Here is a 26,547-nt window from a genome sequence, read left to right on the forward strand (position 1 = left end):
AAATCTTAATAGCAAATGTCAAAATCGGCGAATTCACCCGTGGCCGCGCCGGGTTGCTCGTCCACCGAGTGGATACCGCCCCCCCAACATCGCCGTATGGCCGCCAAAAATCCCGCTAGCTCCACTTCGGCTCCTTCCACAACCACGCGCACTCCACCCGAGGGAAGGTTTTCCACGGTTCCACCCACGGCAAAATCACGGGCTAGTTCCCGCGTCGTGGCGCGAAATCCGACACCCTGCACCCGTCCGGTAAATCGCCAAATTCGCCGCTGCATCCGCGCTTTGCAACCCTGGTGATGGTGTGTCGGCCCACACAGACAACCGGGGACAAGGGTTGCCTACTTATTCGCCTGCGTGCCGTGCAATTCAGTATAACGGCAATTGATGGCTTCTTCTAGCAGCGCCGCCCCGCGCAACAAGGGGCCCGTTCCCGTTGAATCTGTATTCTTTGCCGGATTTTTAGCTATTCCATTCCGTGGCAAAGCTCGCCAACGGGCCTACGGCGCAAACGGTTCCGCTGACCAGCGGGTAATCCCGCAAAATGGCATTGCAGTCCGCCACCGTGACGCCGCGAATGGACGCCAGGTCGTCCCGCACGCTGCGATATTCCCGCCGGTACAGCCAATTGTTGCCAATGGCAAATAACCGTCCGCGGGGGCGTTCGCTCCCCAGCACCACCCGCGCGGCCAATTTGCTTTGGGCCAGGGATAATTCCGTCTGACTAACGCCATCTCGCCGCGCTTGCTGATAAATTTGCCGAATAACCTGCAGATTATCAGCGGTGGCTTCGGGCTGACAGCAAAGATAGGTAAAAAACGTTCCCGCGTCTTCGTAGCCGTAATAATGCAGGCTGGCGTGTTCGGCTTTGCCCGTTTCGATAAGTTCCCAGTAAATGCGACTGCCGGAATCATCTCCCACGATCATGCTTAGCAATTTGGCCGCGAATCGCCGGGGATCCTTGCCATGGGGAGCGGCGGCCATGGCCAAGAGATACTCTTGAGTCGCGCTTTCCTTGTGCAGGCAGTTGACGTTGTTTTGGTACAGGGGAGTGGAAAACCCCCGCTCCGCGGGGCCGGGTTGCCAATCACCGCAAATTTGGTTGGCGGTGTTTACCAGTTGGTCAAAGTCGACCTTGCCCGCCACAGCCAGCGTGATATTTGCGGGCTGATAGCGGCGCCGACAATAATCCCGCATTTGTTCCACGCTAATGCCGCTGACCGACGCGGTCGTTCCCAGCACACTGCGGGCCAGGGGATGCCCGCCAAAAAATAGCGCCCGGCATTTGTCATCCGCGCCAAAGGGGGGCTGGTCGTCATACATGGCGATCTCTTCGAGGATCACATTTTTTTCGCTGTCAAAATCCTCCTCGCGCAGCGCGGGACGCAACAAATCCCCCAATAGCGCGACGGTCCGCGCTTGAAATTCCGGCAATATATTGGCGTGATAAACAGTCGCCTCTTCGCTGGTGTAGGCGTTGTAGTCGGCCCCCATCTCGTCAAATTCCAGATTGACTTCCGCCGCGCTGCGACGCTGCGAACCTTTAAAAATCATGTGCTCCAGGAAATGGCTCACCCCCGCTTCGGCATCTTCCTCGTCCCGTGCCCCCGTCCGCACAAAAAAGCCCAAGGCCTGGGTATGCGCCTGGGGATTGCTTTCAGCAATGATGGTTAACCCGTTGTCCAGCCGTGTTTGCAAAAATTCCATGTTGTTGTCAAAAAATGAAATGCGAATGCGATTATTTGTCAAAAACCAATAGGTGCGTCACTTGTCGGTTACAAACTCCTGGGTTCGCAAATTCCACGGTTACTCCGCAACTTGCAGTTCCCGCGGGCCAATGGTCACCACGGTAAAGTCCCGGGGAGGTTGGCGGCGCAGGTAGGCGTTGATGCTCTCGACGCTGAGTTCATCGACCTTTTGGCCAATCTCCGCCAAAGTGCGCACCCGCCCCAGGTGGTACCATTCGCGGGCGATCGCCCCCGCGCGGGCGGAACTAGACTCTTGCTGCATGATCAGGCCGCTTTTGACCCTGGCTTTTAAACGGTTCAGTTCGCTTTCCTCGATTCCCAACGGCAGCCGTTTTAGCTCCCCCAGGGTCACGTCTAGTGTCTCTTGCGCCCGATCGGCCGAAGTCCCCGCATAGCATATCACGCTGGCCAGATCTTTATGCGTGTGATAACTGGCATACACCGAATAACATAGATTGCGTTTTTCCCGGACTTCGGTAAATAACCGGGAACTCATCCCCCCGCTAAGGACACCCACTCCCCCCGAAGCCTGAAAGTAGTCCGGATGATTGAACGGAACGGATTCATACGCGATGCCAATTTGAATTTGCGCGGACTCGTGGGGCAAATGCGACAGCTTTGCGCCCCGGGCACCGCGGGGCACTTTCGCCGGCGGAACAGGCCGCCAATCGCCAAACAACCGCGTCACCTGGTCCAATACGCGCGGCCAGTCTAGCTTGCCCGCGATGGCCAAAATGCTATCCGCGGGCTGAATCAACCGTTGATAATGCGACAGGCATTGCTGGATCGTGGCCCGTTCGATCGCCGCTGCTTCCCCTTCGCTGGGGCGGCCCCAGGGATCGGGATAATGCTGCCGTCGCAGGTGCTGCATGACTTTATGCGCGGGATCATCCTCAATCGCCAACAATTCCTGCAGCACCACCTGTTGGGCCGCGGCAAAATCCTTTTCCGGCATGTGTGGCCGCAGCAGCAAATCGGCGTAAATTTCCAGCGTGGCGGGAAGATTCTCGGCCACGGTCGCCGCGCCAAAGCTCATATGCGATGATGAAACCCCCTCCCCCCGCTGCACCCCCAGATTCTCGAGCGCGGATAAGAACTCGCGGCTATCCCGCTCCCCCGCGCCGCGTAACATCAGGTCACAAGTTAGTGCGCTTAGGCCTTGGCCGTCTGCCGGCTCATAAATGGTTCCAGCGGGAATTTGCCAAGAAAAAGCCACCGATTCCAGGCCAGGCATCTCCTCGGCGACAATTACCAACCCATTTGTCAGGGTGTGTTGAAAAAACTTTTGCGGCAACGGGACCTCGAAAAAGAGGGGCTAACGGGAATATTGTGTCATTCACAATCGCGAAAACCGGGCTTTTGTAGCCATCCCCGGTCGCTCAGGAAATTATAGACATTTCTGGCCAACTCTCGCAGTGGGTGGGGCCAAGAGGGGGAATTTTTCCCCAGAGAGGCCGTTATTTGCCAATGCACGCCGTTACTGGGAATTTCGCTCAATCACTTTGTAAACCGTGCGAATCTTTCTAAATCCAAGCCGCCGATAGAGTTGCAACGCGCGTTCATTACGCGATGTCACCTCGAGCGCCGCTCGGGTAATCCCTGCATGCAAAAAACCAGCAAAGGCCTGAAAAAGCAGGGCGGTCCCTAATCCTTGTTGGCGGAACATGGGCAAGATACCCACGTTTTGAATGCCCCCCATGCGCTCGTGATCGACGATCCCTTGAATCGTGCCAACCAAGGTAGGCTGGCGAGAGGAACTGGCGGGGGGATTTTGGACGAGGAGCCACGTTGCCTGGGGCATAAACCCGGGCTTGCGGGCGATTTCCCGCATTAAACGAAGGCAGCCTTCGTAATCACGCAAGCAGGCAAAAACCTGAGAGTCAATTTCCTGGTGAAAACTAAGAAATTTGGCCTGAGCGTGTTGCTCGAGCGTGGTTTGATGCCAGGGAACAAAACGAAAACCCGCAGGTAGGGGATTTGCCAGCAACCCCCGGCCCCGGAGATCAAGCTCCATCCGGTAGCGTTTGTAGTAGTTAAGCGGGAGGCGCGCTGTGGCGGAAATTCGGGTCATTCCCTCTCCCCCTGGATATCCGGTCTTTCCAGCTAGCAAGAAAACAATCAACCTAATGGTAACCCCCAAAGAGACCCAGGTCAAATAAATAGGTAGTAAGTTTTGTGACAACGGCGAGATGCTCACATACTTGATATCTTCCAGGATTTTTATAGCTATTACAAATCAATGAGATGTAAATCAACTCGCAGTAATTGAAAGGACCTTGATCGATCGTTCCGCTTTGCATGGTTTATGTTCGAGAGACGATTTCAGGCAGCTAGCGTAAATGCAACCAGGTGATGGTTTTAATGACTTTGCCGATTATGGTGATTTTCTCGATTTTTCGGCCTTGGGCAGACGATAGGCACTCTTAGGCCCTGAGTTGGGTGAGATATTCGCAAAACGAGAGGCCTTGGATACACACATTGTTTTTTAGCTTTGGCGATTTCTTTGATCGCAGTCTTGTCCGGGGGGACTACCATGCGGCAACTTTGTTGGGTAGCGGCGGGAATTTTATTTTTATCCTTGGCGACGGGTTGCGCGTGCCATCGCGGCGGGGAACTGGACTGCTTTTTTAACGGCTGCTGCCATGGTCCGGGCTGCAGCGAGAAATATCATGGCTGCGATTGCGGCGAAGCTTATTATGGCGATTGGCACAGCCATCCCCCGCAAGGAAACCCCTGCGATTGCTACGGCAACTACACGGGCCACAGTGGTTGCACGGATTGCAAACACTTGAATTCGCACCGGCACGAGGAACACCTGATCGCCAAGCTCAAGGGACATTGCCACGGCGGTTGCGGCGACTCGTGCGGATGCAGCTCTAGTGGTGGTTGCGGCTGTGACACGGGAAGTTCATGCGGCGGTGATTGCGGAGCGAACTGCGGCTGCGGGCATTAAGGTGCCCAGCATAATCCGTATGATAAATACGTAGGCTGTGTCTGACAGCTTGCTAACGGCGTTTGATTCTTTGCGGGCCAAAGGCCCGACCTATCCCAGCCTAGGGCGAGCGCAGCGTCGCCCTAGGTCTCGGGTATAAAAACTGTAAAGGGCCAACGGCCCGATTCATCTTCCTAATAATTCAACCGCGTTGGCACCGCGGCGTCGATGGGGACCTCTATCAGCAATGGCGTCGTGCGCGACCACGCCGAGTCTACCATCGCGCTTAATTCGGCTGGCTCGGTAATCCGCATCCCTTCCACGCCCAAGGACCGTGCCAACCCGACATAGTCGATGATCGGCCCATCCAGATCTAGGCCATGAAACTCCCCCCGCATGGCCCCCGGCAAACCGATCCCCCGCGCGCCGACTTTTAAAATTTGATAACAACGATTGTTGGGTATCACAAACACCACGGGCAGCTGATACCGCGCCGCCGTCCACAGCCCCTGGATCCCGTACATCGCCGCTCCATCGCCTATCAGCCCCAGCACCGGCCGATCGGGCCACGCCAGCTTGACCCCAATCGCGCAGCCCAACCCCCAACCAAGTCCCCAGCCCCGATGACCAAAATAACCATCGCACGTGGGCAGGCGGCCTAGGCGTTCAAACACCCGGTTGGTGGTGGTGACAGCCTCTTCAATAACGGCGACATTGGGGGGCAAAACACGCGATAGTGCTTCCATGAGAGTGAGCGCGGTCATGGGCCGCAGGGATGATTCCGCCGCCGCTTGTTCCAGCAACTTTTCGCGGGAGGCGGCTTGCGTCTGGGCCGCAGCGGAGCTGCGGGCCGTGGCCGCGGCGCGCCACGCGGGATCCACGCGTTGGGCCAATTCATTGGCCAAATCACCGAGCGCGGCTTTGGTCTCTCCCCATATCGCCACGGTTAAGGGATAATTTTTTCCCAGTTGACAGGGGTCCTCGTCGATTTGCACGATTTTGATACCCGCCGGCAGTGGACATGGTGGATCAAAATAGACATATTGCCGCAGCAGATCCATTCCGACTACTAGTAACACGTCATATTCGCTTAGACGGGCCAGCACTTCGGGCGACCACAGGGGCAGCCCGTCGGCCTGCAACGGATGCTGACAAGGAAAAGGAACCCGCCCATGCGTGGTGCCGCTTTCGGCAATGACGGGAGCCCCCAGTAGTTCAGCCACCCTGGTCAATTCCGCCACGGCGTCTTGTTCAAGCACCCGGCTACCGGCCAAAATCGCGGGAGCACGCGCGGATAACAAAACTTGCGCCCCCCGGGTGGTCACTTCCGCTGGTGGATGCAACCGGGGATTGATGGCCGCCGCGGGAGAAAGGTCCAACTCGGCAATTTCCATCTGCACATCCAACGGCAACGACAAAAAGACCGGCCCCGTCGGGGGCGTGGTGGCAATTTGCAAAGCGCGGCGCACCGCGCTGGGCAAATCTTGGACGCGGCGGACCTCCGCCGACCATTTTGTCCAGGGTTCGGCGACACGGGCCAGATCGCTACCCAGGATCGGTTCTTCAAATTGCAGCCGCCGATCTTGCTGGCCTGCCGTGACTAATAGTGGCGTTCCCTCGCGCCAGGCATTGTACAAGAGGCCCATTGCGTGCCCTAGTCCCGGGCTAATGTGCAGATTGACCACCCCGACGCGGCGAGAGGCCATGGCATAACCATCGGCAATGGCCATAACGGGTACTTCTTGCAATGCGAGAATGTACTGCAACCGCCGGTCCGTCAATAACGCGTCATTGAGCGGCAATTCCGTCGTTCCGGGATTGCCAAAGATATAGCGGCACCCGGCCTGGTAAAGTAATTCCAAAAACGCTTGAATACCGCTGGTGGGCATAAAAATGAGCTGAAGTTAAGGTGTAACCACGGCAAGTTGGGACCGTTGCATCGAACTTATTAAATCAGTTATCCACCTCAGTTGTCAAAGAATGCTACGTTTTCCCCGTCATGGCAAGGAAGTTTCCCACTTTCGCATCCGGGGCGTAGGAAGATCGATCAGTAAGCTCGGGATAGATGGCTAGCCTAAAATTATTTTACGTCCGGCTAAAAAAATCAGTATGATAAGGAAGGCGGCGATTGCCTGGTGGTTCCTGGCTCACGCCGCAGGTCCTCACTTTTTTTGGTGTCGTATGCCCATCCCATCACCCAGTCCGCGACTCGCCACCGAGCATGCCTTGCAACTGGTGAATCGTGAAATCTGGATTGTCACCGCGCAAGCCGGCGCGCGGCGGGGGGGCTTGGTCGCGACTTGGATCAGTCAAGCCAGTATTGACCCGGAACGCCCCGTGATGGTGGCGGGGATCGCGCCAAATCATTACACGGCGGAGTTAATCGACGCCGCTGGCGGTTTTGGCCTGCATCTGCTTAGTGCCGCACAAACAGCCCTCGCGCTCAACTTTGCCATCGGCTCCGGTCGTGAGCGGGATAAACTGGCCAACCTGGAAGTTTTACCCAGCGGCGGCGCGCCGATCATCCGCGATTGCCTGGCTTGGCTGGAATGCCGCGTGATCAACCGCTATCAAACCGGCGACCGCAATTACTATTGGGCCGATGTACTGGCCGCGGGGCGCAGCCTGGCAGCGCGTGATGCGAACGTGCAAACCCTGCGGGAACGGGATTTAATTTGCGCCGCCACGCCGGAACAACGGCAGGCCTTGCAGCGCAACCTACATGCCGATATTGAGTTACAGCGAACGTTTGTGGAACGCTGGCGGGAAAATATCCAGGCCGAACAGAGCACCGCGGCGGGGAGATAATCGGATTTTCGACCAGACTATTCAGCGTGGGCAAATTATAGTAAATCATGTAAGCGTTTGCCCTTGTTTAATAAATCCTCCCGGCAGTCCGCAAAAACTACCCCCCATGTCCCAGTCTTCCGCCCCCCAGCGCCCCCCCTTTATGGAAATTTTGGGGCTGTTGCCTCCCTATTCCGCTGATGACGTGGCGGCCGCCTTTCGCGACAAAGTGATGAAGGCCCATCCCGACCGCGGGGGAAATGCCGCCGACTTTCAAAAACTCAACGAAGCGTTTCAACAGGCCAATGAATACGTCGCTTTTCGCACCAGCCGTCGTGCCTGGCTGGCCGCCCAAGTCGAACATTACGCCGCACAAGAGGCACTAGCGGAACGGCTGCGACAGTTGGGCTGTGCCCTGGAAATGGAAACTTTTGACTGGCTGCGCAAATCGGTGGGTGAGGATTTTGCCGTCGTGACCGAACGCATCGACACGATCCGCTGCTGGAACCAACCCCAGGCCGATCGCGTCCTGGCCGAATTAACGCAAAACCAACCAATGCTAGATCATGTGCGCACGTTGGACTTTACCCGTTCGACCCTTAGCGACGGGCAATTGCTGCGTCTGCAGGGATTGCCACTGTTGCACACATTGATCCTGGTTGGCACGCCCATCACCCGCGCGGGACTGGAAAATTTAACGCGTTTTCCGCAGTTACAGCGCCTGCAAATCGGGCAAAGCGGCGTGGGCGTGTTTGGCCGCTGGCAGCTCAAGTGGAAATATCCGCGGCTCAAAATTACCTCTTAAAATAATATCCTCAGACTGTAGTTCGGGCTTTAACCCGAAGCTTTCTTGGTGGACAGTGCAGGCATAATTTATTCACCAAGCAACATGGAATGTGGCCGCGTGTCGCCACCCTACTGCGGCACTTCTCAGGGGACTGAGAAGAATACACAGTTGCCCTATTCAAACACGACCGTGCGATTGCCATAGACAAAGACCCGTTCCTCTAGCACCAACCGCAGCGCTTTGGCCAGGACCAGCTTTTCGACTTCGCGCCCCGCCTGGGCCATGTCCGCGTGCGAATACGAATGATCCACCGGCTGCACTCCCTGGGCGATAATCGGCCCCTGGTCTAAATCCGCCGTGACATAATGGGCGGTAGCGCCGATGATTTTTACCCCCCGCTCATACGCTTGGCGGTAGGGATTGGCCCCGACAAAGGCGGGCAAGAACGAGTGATGGATGTTGACGATCCGCCGCGGCCACCGCGCGACAAAGTCGGGCGACAACACGCGCATGTACTTGGCCAGGATCAGGTACTCCGGTTCAAAGGGGGCAATCGCGTGGGCCAGCGCGGCCTCATGCTCGGCCCGTTCGCAACCGAGGTGGCTGACATGCACAAAGGGTATCTCAAACTGCCGGGCAAGCGGAGCCAGCGTGTCGTAGTTACTCACCACCGCGGCGATTCGCGCGGGCAGTTCGCCATAGGCATGCCGCAGCAGCAAATCCCCCAGGCAATGCGGCTCTTTGGTGGCCAAAATCACAATCGGCCGCGCCGCCGCTACCGCTAACCGCACATCCGCCCCCGCTGGCAGCAGCGATTGCAATTCTGCCAGGGCCGCGGCGGGATCGGGCCCGCCGGCGAACTCGGTCCGCATAAAAAACTGGTTCCCCGCCGTTTCCACGAATTCCTGGTTATTAATAATGTTAAATCCACGGCGAAATAACACGCCCGTGATCGTGTGGATCAGCCCCGGTTGGTCGGCACAGTGTATTAAAAGCAAATGCTGGGGCATGGGGGGGGAGAAGAGTGGGAGGTGGATGGTGGGTAGTGGATAGTGTGGGAGGTTGGTGGGTGGTGTCTTTCCACTCCCTCTCTCGATAGTCGCGTTTCCTACTGTGTAAATACTCTATCGGGAGAGGGCCGGGGTGTAGGAAACCAGAATGCCATCATGTACGAGTAATTTAAAAACTTCGATGCAAAATTTGCAGCCCTTAGCCGGTGGTTGAGCGTAGCGAAAACCACCGGAAGCTGGTATTTGGTTTATGGTTGCTAGTATTTAGTAAAAATTCAATCCCAACAGTATGCCGCCAGAAAGCCCACCGCAGGTGGTCTAGCTCTGCGCGGTGAAATCTCAAGAGGAATTTGCAAGGAGATTAGCTTAGATTAAGATTTCTACCCTCTCTGGATTATTTGTTCTGAAATAAATTCTCTATTTCGGCTTGAGAGGGATAACCGCAAATGACTTTGTGAAAAATGTCGCGTTTAAAGCTGACTAAGGCGGGTTGCCCATAGTCGCAGGATTTTATGAAAGCGTCCATTTTTGAACGCAACACTTGCTGGTCATCTGTTAGAATTACAACGAGTTTGTCGTAGCTTGAAAATTTTAACGATGCCGCATCAAACATTTGCAGTAATTGCATATCCGAGAAAGACCATCCTGCTACAAACAAAACGAGACCATCATTTGCATCCTTTAAATACGATTTTAAATTAGTTGCCGTTACGTTTGTTTCGCTGACAAAAACTATTTTTTCGTTCATTACGAAATCCGGCCTAAGTTCATTTTCATGCATCAATTCCACAGTAGTGAAGAAACTGCAAATGCATACACATGTACAAGTAGTTAACAGCGCAAGAATCTGAAATAACAATAATGATCGAAGAGTAAAGGAATACTTGCTCATAATTATTGGCCTACCACCTGAAATCCACTTTGTGATTGAGTTTGGTCTCCGCCAGGCGTATCCATTGTGTTGTTCCCTATTGCCGTGTAGGGAAACGAGGATTGCAGTCCGAAACAAGTGGCAACCTACTTATCCCCGCTGTGCGATTCAAGAAAGTTACGCAACCCAACCTGCGCGGGTGGCACGGCAGTTACGGGTAGTACAGGGTTAGAATGGCGCTACTGGTTTACCTTGTATCTTCCGTAGTCTCGATTACGAATGAATCAATACAATCGCCACTGTCATAATTAATCAATAAATAATCAAAGATTATTCCAGGATCATTGTAGATGAAGAAGCGGTCACAATTTTTATTTTCATCATCGGGAGCACCGAGTAGCCTTCTTGTTTCCATTCGAGTCATTCCCTGCTTAATATCCCAAGCCATGAGAGAATGGACCATTTGTTTTCGATTGCGATTCTGTTTCCAATCAACTGGATCAAACGGTTCAGTATCGCTACAGCCTAAACATGAAATTAGAACCGCAACAATTAAAACCCAGATCAACAGACGAAAAAGTGTCTTCATAGCAGCGTCAAAATATTTAGTTCATTTGGTAACACAAATGGTACGTAACCGTTGCCATTATTGCTACTTGGCATTTTATCCGGATCGGATGTTAACTTTATACCTCTCTGAGCCTAAATAAATAAGGTGCGTCAAGTATCCACTTGACGCACCTTATCACGGGGGGGAGAAATTCTGCTCGCTTGAATATTTAATTATCTAACAATTTGCCCAGCAAAGTTTTTTGCTTTTCCAGCATGCTCTGTCCACTACTCACTTTCCACCATCCACTCTCCATTACTCCAAACTCCACTCCTCCTACCTCACGGTCCCTGTCCGCTTCCCACCAACACCGCGTCGTTGTTGTTGGTACCGGCTAGTGGCTCGCCCAGATGGTTCAGGTAAAAGTGATCCCCTTCGGGCGATTCGCGGCAATCTAGCAAATACAAAATGTGACCATCTTCAAACAGCACATTCCGGCCGTTCCCGCCGTGATGCCCTAGGTATTGCAACTTGCCGTTTAGAATCGTGCAGCGGGGAAGGTCCGACATCAGGGCAAAATGCTTTCGCGACTGGTTTTTGACCGGGTAATAACGACCATTATCACGATAGCCCAGGGTAAAAGCGTAGCTCCCCCCCATGAACTCTTGCAGCTTGCGCAAGTCGGCGGGGGAGGCCCGCAAGAGGTCCTGGGTGCGTGGAATCCGAAATTCCGACTGGCGGGCCAAGTCGGACTCGGGGCACAGAACTAAGCGGGGATGGGTCAAATAACCCGCATCCTGAAGTTGGGTGGCATACACCCCAGCCGCCGCCAAGGGACCACGCTCGCTCGCCACAGGGAAAATCCCTTGATGATGCGCGGCCAGGCTACTTAGCCCATAATGGACCTCGCGCATGTTGTTTTGACAATTGACTAACTGGGCATGCTCGCGGGATTGTAAAATCGATGGCAAGACCAACGCACCCAAAAACAGCATGGCACCGACAGCCACGCCGACATCCAGCGGCCGCCAGTTACGGGTGGAAAAATCGGGGACATGCCCGGCGACATCCACCGCGGTGGCGGAATTTTGAGAGTTGGTCTGAAATACTTGATCGGTGATGCCAGCCGTCAAGGTGTTTAGGTCGGTGCCAATTGTCCTGGAAGTCGGCGGGATAGGAGCGGCGCCACCCAGAGTCGGATGATAAGCCACGCCCAGGGGTGTCAATGTTTGACCGGTCAGATCCAACGCGGCGGAATCATCCGCCAGGGGAGAAATTTGATTTGGCGAATGGTCGATCCCGGCGGGAGTGACTTCCACCGCGGCGGAAGCTGGGGAAGGACGCGACTCTTGCGTCCAAACTTTTTGACAGGTAGCCGCCGCTAATTGGGCCGGGGGATCAAAAGGTTCTTCATCGGCGGAAAGAAGCTGCAAACCGCGCTGCAAGCATAAACATTCGTAACGAAGCAGGGTGTCGCGGCGCAATTGGTCGGCGACTTGCTCGGTTTCGTCAGGCTCGAGTGCCTGCAATAAATATCCGAGCAGCTGGACGCGGGGGTTAGTTTCAGTCATGTTCCGCGGTATGGGTTTGTTTCCAGGATTGATGCAGCTTGAGGATGGCCGCGTGCAGGCGGCTTTTGACCGTCCCCACGGGAATTTCCATCACATCAGCCGCTTCACGATACTTTAAACCCTGATAATACACCAAGATCAAGGCAGTACGGAGTCCCTCCGGCAGTTCCTGAACAGCTTGGCGGATCCAGTCGCGCCGTTCCAGCATTTCCAGGTTGGTGTCGGCTTCTGGCTCGGTGCTGGTGAGCAATTCGAGCAAGGTGCCGATCTCTTCGCCGTGGTCATGCTCGGTCCGACGATCCAGACTGACCATCCGGTGCCGTTTGTTCCGGCGCTGGGCGTCAATCGCCTGGTTTGTGGCAATCGTATACAGCCAGGGCCGAAACTTGCGTTCCTCGTCGAATTGGTCGCGCTTCAAGTGAACCTGTAAAAAGGTCGCCTGAAACGCGTCTTCCGCCAAAGTCGCATCCCCCAAATACCGGCGCAAATAACTATACAATTCGCGCTCGTACCGCGAGACGAGTTCCTCAAAAGCGCGGCGGGTATCGGTGGTCCGATACTCGCGCAGCAATTCTTCGTCGGATCGTTCCGCCCAGGGGATAAAACTTATCGAGTTGGTTCGAGGACGTTCGATGGTGACACTCATGGTTACGCAGTGGTTTTGGCCGTGGTTCGCGAGTTTGTTGCCGCCGGTGACGGAATCTTTTTGCAAATTGGCCAAAAAATCGGAATTCATTGAAAATTTAACACACCGGGCCACCCCGGGTTGGCAAAAAACCGGATCACGGTCGGGTTTTGCCAACTTTGCGGGGACGCCTCTCGTATAACGCAAACAATGTGCCAAGGTGCTCTAAACGATTTTTACGGCCTTATGCACAGGCATAAACATAAACTTAAATTATTACTGTAAATCAACTTGCGCTAAATCCAGGAATTGCCATAAATAGTCTGTGAAACTTGTCACATTGTAGTTTTGGCATGTTTTTTTGCGAAATTGTACAATCTGGCAGGAAGCAAAGAGTTGAATTTTAATACAGCTTAATTTTTTGCGCATTTTTCGTGAATTTTTTCACGGATGAATCCCCACAGACTTGCCATTCAATCACAAAATTGCATGCTGGCACTTGGTGGTCGTCGCATCTCTGCCCCGGAAGCCAACTGATTGAACCAGGATAACTAAAGGTGTTTTTGAAATGAATCATGAGCCAATCATCGCCACGCGTTGGATCGGAGAGACGGATGGCTATTTGGAACTGCTGGACCAAACCCTGTTGCCGGGTCAAATCACGCGCTTAGCCTGCCGCGACGTTCCCACCGTTTTTGAGGCGATCCGCGCCCTCCGCGTCCGCGGCGCGCCCGCCATCGGCATTGCCGCCGCCTATGGAACCGTCTTGGGCGTGCATCATCTCCGTCCCACAAATACCAGCGAGTGGTTAACAGCACTGGAGAGCGTGACCGCGGAATTGGCCCAATCCCGCCCCACGGCGGTGAATTTGTTTTGGGCGTTGGAGCGCATGCGACAATTTGGGCGGGAACAAGCCAGCAAGTCGGTCGAGGTAGCCTTTTTAACAGAGCAACTCCTGGCAGAGGCTCATCGCATTCGCGCGGAAGACGCCGCCATGTGCCGGGCCATTGGACAATACGGGGCGGAGCTATTGCCAGCCAATCGCGGCGTCTTGACGCACTGCAACACCGGATCACTGGCCACGGCCGAGTATGGCACAGCGCTGGCGGCCATTTACACCGCGCACGCCCAGGGAAAAAACATACAGGTGTATGCCGATGAAACGCGGCCGCTGTTACAGGGCGCGCGCTTGACCACGTGGGAACTGCAACAGGCGGGCGTGCCGGTAACGTTGATATGTGATAATATGGCCGCCACAGTCTTACGCGCGGGTCAGGTGGGGGCGGTGATCGTGGGTGCGGACCGGATCGCCGCGAACGGCGACGCCGCGAACAAGATCGGCACGTATGGTCTGGCAATCCTAGCCCACTACCACCAGGTGCCGTTTTATGTGGCGGCCCCTTCCAGCACTTTTGATCTCAATATTTCGAACGGCGCGGGGATTCCCATCGAACAGCGTGATCCGCGCGAAGTGACGGAAGCTTTTGGCCGAAGGACAGCCCCGGCTGATACGCGGGTGTTTAACCCGGCCTTTGACGTGACCCCCGCGGAGTTGATCACGGCGCTGGTGACCGAGCGGGGTATCATTCGCCCGGTCACGGCGGCTAATATCGCAAAACTTCTAGGCTAAGGGGCGTCAAGCCGCGCCGCGAAGCTTTGGACGCGCTGAAACGCTTGCTCAAAGTTGAACTGGTCAAAATCGGCGGAGCCCCGTTTAAAAGAATGCTTTATTCCTATGAGGGGTTCGCAGCTTTGTATTCTATTTCGAGAATATTGCGTCAACGACAATATTGGCAAAATGGAATACAAGACAGTCATTTTGGAAGATAACTTTGGTGATAAGTGTCAATTATTCATTTAATAGCAAACTGGGGTAGAGTGTGGAATTTTTTGCTTTTTGCACCGCTGTGTTTTTCTCAGCTTTCATCTATGCGGGATTCTGTGCTTTGCTTTCTTGGGTTGGGGGATGGTGGCAACTTGGCAATTTGTATCCAGCTACCATAAAAGAATCTGGCAGTGAATTCTGGATGATTTCTGGCTCATTCGGTTGGCCGCCCTTTGCCGCCTCTTATGGTCGATGTTTGTTTGTGACAGTGACTTCGCGTGGTTTGCGAATTTCGATATTCTTCTTATTCAGGCCATTTCACCCTCCCTTATTTTTTCCCTGGGAAAGGGTCCTACGAGGCGATTTTCATTATGAATTGTTCTACCGCGCGCTTTCCATTGAATTAGTGGACTATCACACTCCAATAGTGTTGTACGGTCGCGCGGCACAACCGATAGCGGATGCCTTCAGCCAATGGCAATGCGATCGGCAAACGGAGGAAGAACTCGCGGAATTATAAACTGAAAGAAAGTCATTCATTAAGGCAACTGCGGCTTACAGCTTATTTTAAAGTTCAAGACCAAGCCCTCGTCCCTGTACCCTACCCCCTTTCCTCCCGTACCCCTCGCTGACGCAGCGCCTCATAAAATAAAACCGCCGCCGCCGCGGAGACATTTAAACTATCCGCAATGCCCAGCATCGGGAGCGCGATAGGCACAATCATCGCAGAGGGTGAAGAGTCGTCGGCATTTTGGGGCGCACTGGGGTTGGGAAATCCCTGCCAAGCTATGTCCAGCCCTTCGTCTTCGCTTCCCAGGGCAATGGCGCACGGAATGGTAAAATCAACCTCCGTGTAACTCTGTTCCGCATCCAGACTGGCGGCATAGATAACTGCCACATTTCGCCGTAACCACGAAAGCGCATTTTGTTCGGTGGCCGTGCAGCAGGGAACGTGGAAAATTGTCCCCAGGCTGGCCCGAATGGTATTGGGGTTCCACAATTCGGCGTTTTCCCCCGCGACGATTACTCCCGTCACCCCCGCGCCATCCGCGCTGCGCATTGCCGCCCCCACATTACCTGGTTTTTCCACATCCACCAGGACGCCATACAAGGGAGGTTGGGTATTTGGCAAATGTAAAAAATTCTCCAGTTTTCGCACCGGGGCCTGGGCCACCGCAAGAAAACCCTCCGCCCGTTCGCCATAGGCCAGGCGTTCAAAGACTTTGGAGCTGACGGGGAGCAGTTCGGGAAAGACGCTTTCCGTCCCGGGGTGAGCGGACAATTCCTCCGGACTATTCGCAGGGAAACTTCCTTGTTGAATGATAAACAGCAGGTCACTCCCCTCGGACGTATGCACCCATTCCTGGCAGTAGTACAACTCGGTCAGCGTGATCCCCGACTGCCAGGCGCGCAGAATTTCCCGCGCTCCATCAATCAGAAAGCGGCCAGACTTGCGCCGTTGCCGGGAATCGCGCAGGCGAATCGCTGCCTTTACCCGTGGATTTTGCAAACTGGTAATCATGCAAAAGGCAATAGAAAGGGAATCGCACGGCCATTCAAAATGAGCTAGTGCCCTGTCAACGATTCCTTTGCGGCTGAACCGGAGGGTGTTAACCAGCGGTGCGAGCGGCAAGAAGCGGGGACTCGGGCCCTGCGGCTGATCCGCCTAACTCGAATCTTCAGCGTTGACACAGAACTAACTCTCATTCCCAGATTAGAAATAAAGTCGGCTCATGTCGAGAGAATATGGGATAATAGGCCCTAGGGAACTTATAGGCCCAGCTTGTCGATGAGGACCAGCATTCCCTGGCAATCGACCCCCTGTTGTTGCGCTTCGGTCCATAATTGCCGCGCGTCGGCGATTTTATTTACTTTCACTTGCACAAAGTAAAATGCCCCCAAGATGGCTTTATTTCCTGGTTCGCTGTTAAACCATTTTTTCGCGATGACCACCGCCAGTCCCGTGGGCAGACTGTTGAATTTAAAGTTTTCATTTTTACCATTGCGGCGGATCGTGATTTCGCTGGCGGTGGAGTTAACCACATTGGCCTTGCTGCTGCCGATTTCAATTTCGCCGTCCAAGGTCCGCATCGATTCTTGCACTGCGCTCCAGAACTCGCGAGTGTACTCGGCGACTTCTTCCATGGATTGCAAATGCGCTTGCAAATCCGCGCTCACCGCCAACTCGCGCGCGGATTTAAGTTTTTCCACGGCAAAATCAAAGTTGCGCTCCGCCAAGCCTGAACGGACTTCGCGCAATATGTCCCAAAACGCCTTTTCCTGCTCCGCTGTCGCCTGGACCGGCGGTGGAGTGTTTTGGGCGGGAGGCACTGACTGGGGAGGCACCGGCTGAGCTGAAACGGGCTGAGATGGCTCTGACTGCGGCGAGCCAGCAGGTGGGGTACTGGGTTGCGACGCAATGCCTGGGCCGGGGTTGGGGGCTGGCATGGGCGTTGGATTTGTCGGCGAAGTTACATTACCCGGTGCGGAAGGCGGAGGCGTCGTCGCATTTGGCGCGGGTAAAGCAGGCGCGGTCGTTAGTTCCGCCGATGTGACAGCATCTGATTTCGGCGGATTAGTTGCTTCCCCCGGTGGTTTCACCTGTCCTGGCGGAGGCGCTATGGTTGAATTTGTAACACTTTTGGCGGTTTGGGCGGGACTGGCGGGAGGATCCGCTGGCGGAGAGAGTGTATTGGGTAATTCCGCTGCTGGCGCTGGTGGGGTCAAAACGGGCATAGTCTTGGACTGCGCCGGATTAAAAGGAACCTTTGAAGAAGCAGCATTGTTTCGTGTTGGAGTTGCTGGCGACGAACTTAGTCGTTTCGAGCTAGAATCTGAATTCTGCGCGATTTCCACGGGGCTCTTGGAATTACCTGCAAAACTGGCCAGAACAAAAACCAGAATCATTCCCCCTAGCATGACACCTGCAAATAACGCGTATGTTTGCGCGGCGTTATGACGACGATTTAGAGCATGGGCCACAGAAGTCCGGGCAGGCGCGGACGTTTGACCGGAAAGAACCGCACTGCTTGTCTCGTTCGTTGGTAATGACGTCCCGGGAGACATGGGGTAGCGGTCCATTAACAAAGTGGACGCCGTGGTCTCGGGCCTTAACGGGGCCATTGGGTCATGGCCGGCAACTTGGACGGGCAATAAAGGATTCGCAGGTTGATTGACGGCGGCAGCCGGCGTCACCACGGCAGGATAACTCATCCCGGGCGGATATTGGCCTGAAACATACTGCCCCGGGGGATAGCCGGGGTGTGTCGAGGCACTGCCCGGGGGAGAATGCTGTGCCGCCAAATGGGCCGGTAATAAATGCGGCGGCAACAATCCCGATGAAGCTTCAAGAGGAACAGGCTGGCCAGTCGCTGGAAACGGCGTATAGTAGCTAGCCGTTCCCCCTGAATAAGCCGGAGCCACGGCGGAAGGATCTAGGGACGGATGTCCTCCAGAAGCTGACTGCGGAAATTGTGCGGGAAAATACCCTCCTGGACCGTAAACGGGGGGACTATAAGCCGGTTGACCTACGGGTGGCGCAGAGGGAACAAAAGATGGCGGAGCCGAGACGGGCGGCGCAACCGGGGGAGGGACAGGTGGAGCCAATGGGATGGATGATGCGAAGTCGCGCGGCTGTTCACCCCCCCCCTGAGCGATATGTTCCGGCACCGGGACCTGTTGGGACGCATTCGCGGTGGAAGAGCTAATCGCGGCGACTGGTTCCGCCAGGGTCAGTGGTTTACGCGGAGCAGCCCCTTCAACACCGTAAATTTTACGCCCCTTCGAGGGAGCGGCCTCTCGGTTTAATTTGATTTGTAATTTCAAACTTTCGTCATATTCGCGCTTATGGCGGGGATGCGAAAGAGTGCTTTGGGCGGCGGCCAATTCTCCGACCAGGCGTTGCCAGACCTCGCGATGGGTTTCAGGCGTAATTTTTAACAGACGACTTAACTGACGTTCGGCGGCCTGGGTAATCAAGCCGGTGTTCGCCTCAAACAGCTCTAAATTCAATAGCTGATAGTGGTTAGGCGTTTCACCACTGGTATTTTCACTACTTATGTGATTACCCGCGATGTTATCCAAGCCCAACCAAGTCCGATACGGATTAAACGTGTCTTTCATGGAGTCAAATCAGCATGGTGAAAACGAGCATCCGCCAGAATCATCCTGTAGTACTCAGCGATTACGGCACAACCCAGCGGGAGAAAAGCCTTCCCCACCATCAAATCCAGCGTCAACAGTCAGAAATTTATTGTAACACAAGCAAAAGCGGCGGGCTGACGGATTTTTTTAAGGAAAAAATAGTCAAAAAATCCGCAATCCGGGTCGGTCATTCGCCTACGCCTACAAATACAACCAGCAAACAACTAATAAATAGACTCTGCCCGGGGAGCAATGTTCCTAAAAATTTGCCTCGAAGAAACAAAATTCCCGAAAACCTTTCGCAAATTTTTGGAGATTTTATTCCCTAAGAGATTAGGAACGCATGCAGACTGAATGTCCCCAAGTGAACAAATGCCCAAGTAGGGTGTTATGCCTGCTAGCAAGCTAGAGGATGGAATATAGCATGCGAGCCCAGGTTATACCTAACTTAGCCCAAAGCTAAATTGCCGTCTCATGGAGGGGAGGCGCTCTGTAGCGACAGCAAAAAGGCCCTAGTTAAACCCGCGGAACGGGTCAGCTAGGATCTTTCATCAGTGATTATTCCTTGATGATGTCACGGACGGTCATGCCGGACGGGATCATCGGCAGGACATGCTCTTGATACGGGACTTCGACATCCAACACATACGGCCCATCATAGGCAAGCATCTCCTTGAGCGCATCGACCAGTTCGGATTTCTTTTTGACATAGCGGGCACCGCAGCCAAAACCCTTGGCAATCTGGACAAAGTTGGGGTAACGCTCGGAGGCCGGTTTGCCGTGCCCTTGGCCGATGGCCTCGGGATTGTCGATCGGACCTAAATAGGTATGAGCGCGATTCCCCTTAAAAAAGCGGTCTTCCCACTGCACCACCATGCCCAGGTGTTGGTTATTTAGCAACAGCACTTTGACGGGTATCTTTTCGCAGACGCAGGTGGCTAGTTCCTGGATATTCATCAAAAAGCTGCCATCCCCGTCAATGTCAATGACGTGTTTGTCGGGGTGGGCGACCTTGGCCCCCATGGCGGCCGGCAGGCCAAAGCCCATAGTTCCCAGGCCCGAACTAGACATCCACGTCCGCGGCTCCATGAACTTGTAAAATTGCGCCGCCCACATTTGATGTTGGCCAACGCCAACGCTGATGATCGTGTTTTCGCCACGGGTCAGCTTCCACAATTCATGAATCGCCAGTTGCTGGGTGATCGCGTCGATTTCCGGAATCTTGTATGGATCCTGCGATTTCCAAGAAGAAATTTGTTCCAGCCACGGTTCCAGCCCCGTTGGAGCCTCGACAATTTTATTTAACTCGCTCAAAAAGTACTTCACATCACTGACAATCGGAATATGGGCGTCCTTATTCTTATTCAGTTCCGAGGGGTCGATATCGACATGTAAAATAAAGGCATTTTTGGCAAATTCCTCTTTCTTGCCGGTGACGCGGTCATCAAATCGCACGCCCAGCGCGATGAGCAGATCGCATTCATCGACGGCATAGTTGGAATAAACGCTGCCATGCATGCCCAACATATCCAACCACAGGGGGCCTTCACCCCGGACCGCCCCAAGTCCCATGACCGTGGTGGTGATGGGAATGCCGGTTTTGCGAACGAATTCCCGCAGTGCGTCGCTAGCTCCGGAGCTAATGACCCCGCCGCCGGCATAAATCACCGGACGTTTGGCTTGCTTAATGGCGGCGGCTGCTTGGGCGATTTGCTCCGGCTTGGCCAGACGTTCGGAAATTTTATAACCGGGCAGATTCATCGGCACATCAAAATCGGGAACGATTTGCGCCATTTGGACGTTCTTGGGCAAATCAACCAACACCGGTCCCTGGCGGCCCGTGGTGGCAATATGAAACGCCTCGCGCATGACACGGGCGATATCATTAACATGCGTGACCAGATAATGATGCTTGGTAATGCCGCGGCAGACCTCCACAATGGGGGTTTCTTGAAAAGCATCCGAGCCGATAACCGGAGTGCCGACCTGGCCGGTCAAGGCAATCAAGGGGACACTGTCCATCTTGGCATCGGCAATGGCGGTGACCAGATTGAGCGCGCCAGGGCCGCTGGTCCCCATGCAGACTCCCGGTCGGCCAGTCGTGCGGGCGTACCCTTGTGCCGCAAATGCCCCCCCCTGTTCATGGCGTGGCAATATGGTCCGGATTTGGTCTTTATACCGCGTTAACGACTGGTGCAGCGGCATGCTCGCTCCACCGGGATAGGCAAATATCACATCCGTTCCCTGATTGATCAGGGATTGGATCACTACGTCCGCACCATTGATTAACTGATTTGCCGCACGCGGTTTAGTCACTGTGGCCACATCAAACCTCGGTAAAGTCCCATGAAAAAACAAATAACACGATTCCGCCACCAAAAATACTGTTTAGCCGCCAATTTTGCCTAATCAATTGAAGATAAATGCCAATCCCATTTCCCGCAACTCAAAATTCTCCGGCCAAGCTTTTAGCATAGACCGTAACAGGCTATTTGCCCACATTTCTTGGATATTTTCCCGGGTGAAATCCCGGTTTTTAGCTTAAAATTGTTCCAAATATAATAAATTATGCCGGGTTTCGGCTTGCTCCGGTTCAACCGCCAAAATCTCCCCTAAGATGGCTTTCCCGCGACGAACTTCACCATGACTGGCCAGTTGGATCGCCGTGGCATTCAGGGCGGCCCATAAATTGGCCCGCGCGGCGTCGTGCCGGGGATCCGCCTGACACGCGCCTAGCAACAGCTTTGCCGCGTAGCAATAGTCACCCCGTTGGTAGGCATCCCCCCCTCGATTGTACAACATCAAGCCCAAAATTGCCCGCCGGGTCACTTGTCGTTCAGCGGGATGGGGAGCGAAGGGCCAATCCACCCTGTCGGCAAATTCCATCGTGCGCTTCGATGCATTTTGCACATGCACACTCGAGGAATGTTGCAAAAGGGACACCCCATCCAAGCCTAGGTTCGCTGGGCTAAATAGCGTCTGTACTTTTGGCAATTCTGGTAAAATGGATAAAGCGGAATCTAATCGCAAAAACACATTCTCAGGTGCGGTTGGCTCTATAGGCAAACACGCGATTTCCGCTGTGGAGGGGGCCGCGTCAGGATCATTGTCCCCCCAAAAAGGACCAATAATCGCCACACGGCAATGCCCTTCCCGGCAGAGACCAACGGCGGGTATATCCAAATCGTTTGCCAGGGCCAAATACAGCACTGTGCCGCTTAGACAGTTGAATTTACCCGTGCGGACGAGACTTTGTAAATCGCTCGCTTGGGGGTCATATTTTAGCAATGCATGCCGCCGCAACCACAGCAATAGGTTCGCCGACCGATGCCATGTCTGATGAACAGCGAGGTTCCTGGTAGCCCCGGTTTCCAGCTCGCCTAATTCCATTTTGCACCGGGCCAGCCAGGCCTGATAAACTCGGGCAAACAGAGGCCAGTCCTCACTCTTATTTCCTCCCGCAAGCCAAGCCTCATGCAAAAAATCCGCAGAATTTGTCAAATTTTCAGAAACAGAAAAACAGTCCTCAAGGTCTAATTTTAGTTCCTTTGCAGTTGCTACGGTTTCGCTGCCTAGCAAAACTCGAATATTAGCCACCCACGCGGGACCTAAGTTTTGCTGAGTTGCAGGTTCAGCGGCAAAACTGGGAAAAGAGAGACAGCAAAGGCAAAAAATCATGCAATTTTTTGCCGCGCATCTTTCACCCCTTAGTTCCTGGGCACGATCATTTCCTAGTTTTTTGAGCATACGAACTGGTTTATTTATCCGCCAATTTCAGAAAATCTGGGTAGTATGGGAAATTTAGGTCAAGCCGTTCCTTGAGGTTCTTTAAAAATCAAGAATGCCGCTCTCGACAGAAAAAAACAGAATTCATAGGATCAGATTTTACCACCTGTAACATTTGGATTAGATTTACTAGCGATTTGTTGGGCTCTCTATTTTTTTCTGTACACCACGTCGGTTTATGGAATTGCAGTTATCCACCCATGCTCCCGCACTACGGTCAACAGCGCCGTTTCCGGCGTCCGAGCAACACCTGCGGTCCCTGCTGACCCAGTTTTCTGGTCAATTCCCCCCGTTTCAACCCTCGCGCATGCTGCGGGGGGGGCATTTGCAAACTCTGGCGGGCGTTTATTACCCCAGTTGGACCCTTCCTTACCGCGCGCAGCGGCATTTGGTCCAGCTTTGTGACGGTGACCAACTGGTCCTGCATGACGACTGTCCGCCAAATTGGCGGGTTGGCGACCGAACTGCAATGTTAATTCATGGGCTAAGCGGTTCTTATCAAAGCTCATACATGATTCGGACGGCGGGACGGCTTAATGAGCGCGGGATACGCGTCTTTCGACTGGATTTGCGCGGCTGCGGGGCAGGTGTGGGTTTGGCGCGGCACCCGTATCATAGCGGTCGGTCCGACGATGCGATCGCCGCCATTGAGCAGGCCGCCGCACTCTCTTCGGGCAGCCCCTTGACACTGATCGGTTTTTCACTGGGGGGGAATGTCTCGCTCAAACTCGCCGGCGAAGTGGGCTCAACGACCTGCGGCGGTTTGGATAGCGTCCTGGCGGTATGTCCGCCGATCAATCTGGCCCGCTGTTCACGTTCGCTCATGTCCTGGCCCAAATTGTACTATGACCGCTACTTTGCCAAATTGCTGCGCGCGGAAATAGCCCGGTTGTATGCCAGCCGAGAAGATGCCATGCGCATCAATGCCGCGCGTCTGCCGAGGCGAATCCAGGATTTTGACGAATACTATACCGCGCCGATGAGCGGGTTTGAGTCGGCGGAAGATTACTACACCCAGTGCAGCGCTGCTCGTTTTTTGTCCTCCATTCGCAAACCAACGTTGATTATCGCCGCCGCGGATGATCCCTTAATTCCCGTGGAAATCTTTGCCGACGCGCAACTTTCGTCGTCGATTGACCTGCGAATTTATGCGGGGGCGGGACATATGGGCTTTGTCGCCCGCCGAGGGGTCGATCCCGACCGCAGATGGCTGGACTGGAGAATCGTGGATTGGGTATGCGCCTGGGATCGGGCGAGCCGCCAGTTGCCGTCCCTTTGCGGACCGCATTGGCCAGCGGAGCTAACCCGCCTATCCTAGACATGCCCGGCAGCAGTGGTTAAAATAATTTTTTCCAGGGGGGCGTAGCTCAGTTGGGAGAGCGTCGCGTTCGCAATGCGAAGGTCGTGGGTTCGACTCCCATCGCCTCCAGTATCTAGCCCTAGACAAAGGTGTTGCAGGGCTTTGCCATCGTAAGTGCTTAGCTTATGTCCGTATGTAATATTAAAAATCTACTGAATATCGCAAAAACGCCGCTACCTTATACTCATCGCAAATCATCATAGTGCGGTTTTTACCCCGTTTACCAAGGGATTCCGCAACTTCGTGGGAGTAGGAGTTCAGGGATTTTGCCCTTTTACCCAGGGTAGTTAGTAGCGATCCAACCCGTGGGCTATGTCCACTGCATTGACAATTTACAGGGCGCGTTGCGGTACCCCCCTCTTCCTCTGGGACAGGGCCGGTGTGAGGGAATCTACCGCAACGCGGTTATACGGAACTCAGCCCTGGGTCGCCGCGCAGCGGCTACCCAGGAAGTACGGCTGGACGAAATTTATTCCTTAAATAAGCGAGGGGCAAATTCGCGTAAGCTGCGACGCCAAGTTTGCCATTCATGGCCGGTCTGGGGGGAAATATAATAATGAGCATTCACACCTGCGGCCTGCAAGGCATCGATATTTGCCTTTGGGTCGCCGCCACGGCGCGGGGTTCCGTCTCCTAGCTCATGGCTACCATAGCTAACAAATACCAGCCGATTCTCTTTTTTAAACTTTTCCAGATCATCAATGTCCCCCGGGGCAATGCTGCCGCCGCTAAACAAGCCGATGTGTGAAAAGAGATCCGGTTTTTTTAGGGTGATTGTTTTCGTTTCCATGCCACCCATCGATAGACCCGCCATCGCGCGGTGGGGCTGGTCGGCGATTGTGCGAAAATGCGTATCAATGTGGGGAATTAGCTCCTCGCATAGCACTTTTTCGAACGGGCGAATATCAAAGTTCCGCAACCCCCCAACACGGACATCATTTGTCATTCCGTAAGTCATGACGATGATCATCGGTCGAGCCTTTTCTTCGGCGATGAGATTATCCATGATTAAACCGGCATGGCCTTGCTGGCTCCAACCATACTCATTCTCGCCGTAGCCGTGTTGCAAATATAACACGGGATACCGCCGGTTAGGTTCATCATCATAACCCGGCGGGGTATACACAAACGCCCGACGATGCGTATCTGTGCTATCGGAATGAAATAAAATCTCGCGAACTTGGCCATGCGGCACCTTTTTTACCGCGTAAAAATCCCGATCTTGCGCGGGTACTTCCACGCCGCTACCCCACCGATTCGCTCCAAAAAACATCATGCTATGCGGGTCGGGAACTTCAGCGCCGTCTATCTTTAGGGCATAGTAATGAAAGCCTTCGTCCAGCGGGCGGGTGTATCCGATCCAGGCGCCATTTTCTCCTTTTACAAATTCCGTGCTATCCCGAAATGTCACGCCGACGCTTTTTGCGTCTGGCGCGATGATTTGGAATTTAACTCGACCTTGGGAATTGACTTGGGGATATTCCTGGCCTGGTTGATTTGTCGATGCGGGCCGAAAGTCGTCGACGATCCCCGCGGGAAGGGCATCAGGCTGTCGAGCGGTTGTCGCCGCGGCATCAGTTTGATTCGCTTTGGTCAAAGCGGTTTTTGTCGCTTCGGCATTAAATAGCAACTGGGCAAAGTGATAAAGATTATTTCGCCAGTGGGTAGCATCGTGCCCATGCTCATCCACATTCCAAATATGCTGAATGTCATTTTGAGCCAAGTGGCGTTGCAATCGCTGGCTGATGCGGATCAGGCCATCTTTATTGCCGCACGATAACCACAACAGTTTGAGCTTTTCCTTGGTCTGGCTGGCGTCGGGAATCAGTTCCGCGGGTGGCAGTGTATTTGGGGCGGATGAAAAGCCTCCAATCCAAGCAAAGCTCCCCAGCTGTTTTAAGCCGATATTTAGTGACTGCCCTCCGCCCATGGATAAACCAGCCAAAGCTCGATTCTCACGATCCGCCAATACGGAATAACGCGACTCAATAGCGGGAATGACATCATCCAGCAAGTCCCGCTCAAAAACCGCGAAGGCCGGAGCCGACTCAAAAACATTCCCTTCCGCCCGATCATTCTTTTGGGCGCGGCCATTAGGCATAACCACGATCATAGGCACCGCCTTGCCGTCATGAATCAAGTTATCAAAAAGCCTGTCAGGAGTGGCAAATCGCTGCCACTCTGTTTCATCACCGCCGATTCCATGCAGTAAATACAAGACTGGGTATTTCTTATCCGTGGAATACCCGGGAGGAGTGTAGACATTCATCTTGCGTTTTGTGCCGACTGTCTTAGAGTCGTAGGTGATCAATTCTAACTTGCCGTGCGGGATATCGTCGCGCAGGGCGACAATACCCTCGGGAGGATCGGCATAGAATTGCTTGTCCGCGGGCCCCAGCTCGATGGGTCCGCCGAATGCCCCGGGACCGCCCCGCCGCGGGGTATTTTCCGGGGACCGAGGATCGCGATTTGAACCACCTCCCGGTTCCTGGGCCACAGTCAACGAAAGCGCACAAGCCAACAGTCCGCACAAAAAGATGCCTTTTTGCATACAT

General features: G+C 54.2%; 22 protein-coding genes and 1 tRNA gene. 8 read left to right on the forward strand and 15 right to left on the reverse strand.

Annotated features, from left to right (window positions below; translation table 11 throughout):
* Positions 1 to 5 precede the first annotated feature (5 nt).
* The 4 genes from SFX18_06685 to SFX18_06700 all read right to left on the reverse strand — a co-directional run bounded on the left by SFX18_06685 (position 6) and on the right by SFX18_06700 (position 3,816).
* Positions 6 to 275, reverse strand: a complete 270-nt coding sequence (locus tag SFX18_06685) for an acylphosphatase (GenBank protein ID MDX1962820.1) — start codon at positions 273 to 275, stop codon at positions 6 to 8.
* Positions 276 to 459: 184 nt separating this feature from the next.
* Complete coding sequence (locus SFX18_06690) at positions 460 to 1,704, reverse strand: pitrilysin family protein (GenBank protein MDX1962821.1); 1,245 nt, start codon at positions 1,702 to 1,704, stop codon at positions 460 to 462.
* 99 nt (positions 1,705 to 1,803) lie between these two features.
* Positions 1,804 to 3,039: a pitrilysin family protein gene (locus tag SFX18_06695; protein ID MDX1962822.1), complete on the reverse strand. Its 1,236-nt coding sequence runs from the start codon at positions 3,037 to 3,039 to the stop codon at positions 1,804 to 1,806.
* Positions 3,040 to 3,222: 183 nt separating this feature from the next.
* On the reverse strand, positions 3,223 to 3,816 hold the full coding sequence (locus tag SFX18_06700) for a GNAT family N-acetyltransferase (GenBank protein ID MDX1962823.1): 594 nt from the start codon (positions 3,814 to 3,816) through the stop codon (positions 3,223 to 3,225).
* Positions 3,817 to 4,278: 462 nt separating this feature from the next.
* Here SFX18_06700 and SFX18_06705 point away from each other — a divergent pair, with 462 nt between their 5' ends.
* Positions 4,279 to 4,698, forward strand: a complete 420-nt coding sequence (locus SFX18_06705) for a hypothetical protein (protein MDX1962824.1) — start codon at positions 4,279 to 4,281, stop codon at positions 4,696 to 4,698.
* Positions 4,699 to 4,871: 173 nt separating this feature from the next.
* On the opposite strand, the gene SFX18_06710 is transcribed toward SFX18_06705, so the two are convergent.
* Positions 4,872 to 6,566: a thiamine pyrophosphate-binding protein gene (locus SFX18_06710; protein MDX1962825.1), complete on the reverse strand. Its 1,695-nt coding sequence runs from the start codon at positions 6,564 to 6,566 to the stop codon at positions 4,872 to 4,874.
* 292 nt (positions 6,567 to 6,858) lie between these two features.
* Between SFX18_06710 and SFX18_06715 the strand changes: the two genes are divergently transcribed.
* Positions 6,859 to 7,485, forward strand: a complete 627-nt coding sequence (locus tag SFX18_06715) for a flavin reductase family protein (protein ID MDX1962826.1) — start codon at positions 6,859 to 6,861, stop codon at positions 7,483 to 7,485.
* Positions 7,486 to 7,591: 106 nt separating this feature from the next.
* Complete coding sequence (locus tag SFX18_06720) at positions 7,592 to 8,269, forward strand: J domain-containing protein (protein ID MDX1962827.1); 678 nt, start codon at positions 7,592 to 7,594, stop codon at positions 8,267 to 8,269.
* Between the two features lie 155 nt (positions 8,270 to 8,424).
* Here SFX18_06720 and purU read toward each other — a convergent pair whose 3' ends face one another.
* The 5 genes from purU to SFX18_06745 all read right to left on the reverse strand — a co-directional run bounded on the left by purU (position 8,425) and on the right by SFX18_06745 (position 12,989).
* Entirely contained in the window at positions 8,425 to 9,261 is an 837-nt protein-coding gene (purU, locus tag SFX18_06725; protein MDX1962828.1) for a formyltetrahydrofolate deformylase, read from the reverse strand.
* A 394-nt stretch (positions 9,262 to 9,655) separates the two neighbouring features.
* Positions 9,656 to 10,051: a hypothetical protein gene (locus SFX18_06730; GenBank protein MDX1962829.1), complete on the reverse strand. Its 396-nt coding sequence runs from the start codon at positions 10,049 to 10,051 to the stop codon at positions 9,656 to 9,658.
* A 328-nt stretch (positions 10,052 to 10,379) separates the two neighbouring features.
* Positions 10,380 to 10,721, reverse strand: coding sequence for a hypothetical protein (locus tag SFX18_06735; protein ID MDX1962830.1), 342 nt, complete (start codon positions 10,719 to 10,721; stop codon positions 10,380 to 10,382).
* A 302-nt stretch (positions 10,722 to 11,023) separates the two neighbouring features.
* On the reverse strand, positions 11,024 to 12,253 hold the full coding sequence (locus SFX18_06740) for a hypothetical protein (GenBank protein MDX1962831.1): 1,230 nt from the start codon (positions 12,251 to 12,253) through the stop codon (positions 11,024 to 11,026).
* On the reverse strand, positions 12,246 to 12,989 hold the full coding sequence (locus SFX18_06745; protein MDX1962832.1) for a sigma-70 family RNA polymerase sigma factor: 744 nt from the start codon (positions 12,987 to 12,989) through the stop codon (positions 12,246 to 12,248). Before SFX18_06745 ends, SFX18_06740 begins: the two co-directional genes overlap by 8 nt.
* 457 nt (positions 12,990 to 13,446) lie before the next feature.
* Between SFX18_06745 and mtnA the strand changes: the two genes are divergently transcribed.
* Positions 13,447 to 14,508, forward strand: coding sequence for an S-methyl-5-thioribose-1-phosphate isomerase (gene mtnA / locus SFX18_06750; GenBank protein MDX1962833.1), 1,062 nt, complete (start codon positions 13,447 to 13,449; stop codon positions 14,506 to 14,508).
* A 250-nt stretch (positions 14,509 to 14,758) separates the two neighbouring features.
* Positions 14,759 to 15,223 carry a hypothetical protein gene (locus SFX18_06755; GenBank protein ID MDX1962834.1) on the forward strand — a complete coding sequence of 155 codons (465 nt, stop codon included), beginning with the start codon at positions 14,759 to 14,761 and terminating at the stop codon, positions 15,221 to 15,223.
* A gap of 81 nt (positions 15,224 to 15,304) precedes the next feature.
* Here SFX18_06755 and SFX18_06760 read toward each other — a convergent pair whose 3' ends face one another.
* Positions 15,305 to 16,225: a TrmH family RNA methyltransferase gene (locus tag SFX18_06760; protein MDX1962835.1), complete on the reverse strand. Its 921-nt coding sequence runs from the start codon at positions 16,223 to 16,225 to the stop codon at positions 15,305 to 15,307.
* A gap of 248 nt (positions 16,226 to 16,473) precedes the next feature.
* The gene (locus tag SFX18_06765) at positions 16,474 to 18,825 is read right to left on the reverse strand and encodes a hypothetical protein (protein MDX1962836.1); all 2,352 of its coding nucleotides are present in this window, start codon (positions 18,823 to 18,825) and stop codon (positions 16,474 to 16,476) included.
* Between the two features lie 14 nt (positions 18,826 to 18,839).
* On the opposite strand from SFX18_06765, the gene SFX18_06770 reads away from it, so the two are divergent.
* Positions 18,840 to 19,175 (forward strand): hypothetical protein, encoded by a 336-nt coding sequence (locus SFX18_06770; GenBank protein ID MDX1962837.1) that lies wholly within the window; start codon positions 18,840 to 18,842, stop codon positions 19,173 to 19,175.
* A 229-nt stretch (positions 19,176 to 19,404) separates the two neighbouring features.
* Here the strand turns inward: SFX18_06770 and ilvB are convergent, their stop codons facing one another.
* Together ilvB and SFX18_06780 are read right to left on the reverse strand one after the other, a co-directional pair.
* Positions 19,405 to 21,171 (reverse strand): biosynthetic-type acetolactate synthase large subunit, encoded by a 1,767-nt coding sequence (gene ilvB / locus SFX18_06775; GenBank protein ID MDX1962838.1) that lies wholly within the window; start codon positions 21,169 to 21,171, stop codon positions 19,405 to 19,407.
* Positions 21,172 to 21,387: 216 nt separating this feature from the next.
* A complete protein-coding gene (locus tag SFX18_06780; GenBank protein ID MDX1962839.1) occupies positions 21,388 to 22,347 on the reverse strand; it encodes a hypothetical protein in 960 nt (319 codons plus the stop codon).
* A gap of 463 nt (positions 22,348 to 22,810) precedes the next feature.
* On the opposite strand from SFX18_06780, the gene SFX18_06785 reads away from it, so the two are divergent.
* Positions 22,811 to 23,950 carry an alpha/beta fold hydrolase gene (locus tag SFX18_06785; protein MDX1962840.1) on the forward strand — a complete coding sequence of 380 codons (1,140 nt, stop codon included), beginning with the start codon at positions 22,811 to 22,813 and terminating at the stop codon, positions 23,948 to 23,950.
* A gap of 38 nt (positions 23,951 to 23,988) precedes the next feature.
* Positions 23,989 to 24,061: transfer RNA gene (locus SFX18_06790), tRNA-Ala, on the forward strand.
* A 400-nt stretch (positions 24,062 to 24,461) separates the two neighbouring features.
* On the opposite strand, the gene SFX18_06795 is transcribed toward SFX18_06790, so the two are convergent.
* Positions 24,462 to 26,543, reverse strand: a complete 2,082-nt coding sequence (locus tag SFX18_06795) for an alpha/beta hydrolase-fold protein (protein ID MDX1962841.1) — start codon at positions 26,541 to 26,543, stop codon at positions 24,462 to 24,464.
* Positions 26,544 to 26,547 lie beyond the last annotated feature (4 nt).

This window comes from Pirellulales bacterium (genome assembly GCA_033762255.1).
In the GTDB taxonomy this organism is placed as follows: domain Bacteria; phylum Planctomycetota; class Planctomycetia; order Pirellulales; family JALHPA01; genus JANRLT01.

Bases quoted from the DNA above. Each gene is read 5' to 3' on its own strand.
- SFX18_06685 (MDX1962820.1), bottom strand. From the start codon at position 275: ATGCAGCGGCGAATTTGGCGATTTACCGGACGGGTGCAGGGTGTCGGA.
- SFX18_06690 (MDX1962821.1), bottom strand. From the start codon at position 1,704: ATGGAATTTTTGCAAACACGGCTGGACAACGGGTTAACCATCATTGCT.
- SFX18_06700 (MDX1962823.1), bottom strand. From the start codon at position 3,816: ATGACCCGAATTTCCGCCACAGCGCGCCTCCCGCTTAACTACTACAAA.
- SFX18_06705 (MDX1962824.1), top strand. From the start codon at position 4,279: ATGCGGCAACTTTGTTGGGTAGCGGCGGGAATTTTATTTTTATCCTTG.
- SFX18_06710 (MDX1962825.1), bottom strand. From the start codon at position 6,566: ATGCCCACCAGCGGTATTCAAGCGTTTTTGGAATTACTTTACCAGGCC.
- SFX18_06715 (MDX1962826.1), top strand. From the start codon at position 6,859: ATGCCCATCCCATCACCCAGTCCGCGACTCGCCACCGAGCATGCCTTG.
- SFX18_06720 (MDX1962827.1), top strand. From the start codon at position 7,592: ATGTCCCAGTCTTCCGCCCCCCAGCGCCCCCCCTTTATGGAAATTTTG.
- purU (MDX1962828.1), bottom strand. From the start codon at position 9,261: ATGCCCCAGCATTTGCTTTTAATACACTGTGCCGACCAACCGGGGCTG.
- SFX18_06735 (MDX1962830.1), bottom strand. From the start codon at position 10,721: ATGAAGACACTTTTTCGTCTGTTGATCTGGGTTTTAATTGTTGCGGTT.
- SFX18_06740 (MDX1962831.1), bottom strand. From the start codon at position 12,253: ATGACTGAAACTAACCCCCGCGTCCAGCTGCTCGGATATTTATTGCAG.
- SFX18_06745 (MDX1962832.1), bottom strand. From the start codon at position 12,989: ATGAATTCCGATTTTTTGGCCAATTTGCAAAAAGATTCCGTCACCGGC.
- mtnA (MDX1962833.1), top strand. From the start codon at position 13,447: ATGAATCATGAGCCAATCATCGCCACGCGTTGGATCGGAGAGACGGAT.
- SFX18_06760 (MDX1962835.1), bottom strand. From the start codon at position 16,225: ATGATTACCAGTTTGCAAAATCCACGGGTAAAGGCAGCGATTCGCCTG.
- SFX18_06765 (MDX1962836.1), bottom strand. From the start codon at position 18,825: ATGAAAGACACGTTTAATCCGTATCGGACTTGGTTGGGCTTGGATAAC.
- SFX18_06770 (MDX1962837.1), top strand. From the start codon at position 18,840: ATGGTGAAAACGAGCATCCGCCAGAATCATCCTGTAGTACTCAGCGAT.
- SFX18_06785 (MDX1962840.1), top strand. From the start codon at position 22,811: ATGGAATTGCAGTTATCCACCCATGCTCCCGCACTACGGTCAACAGCG.
- SFX18_06795 (MDX1962841.1), bottom strand. From the start codon at position 26,543: ATGCAAAAAGGCATCTTTTTGTGCGGACTGTTGGCTTGTGCGCTTTCG.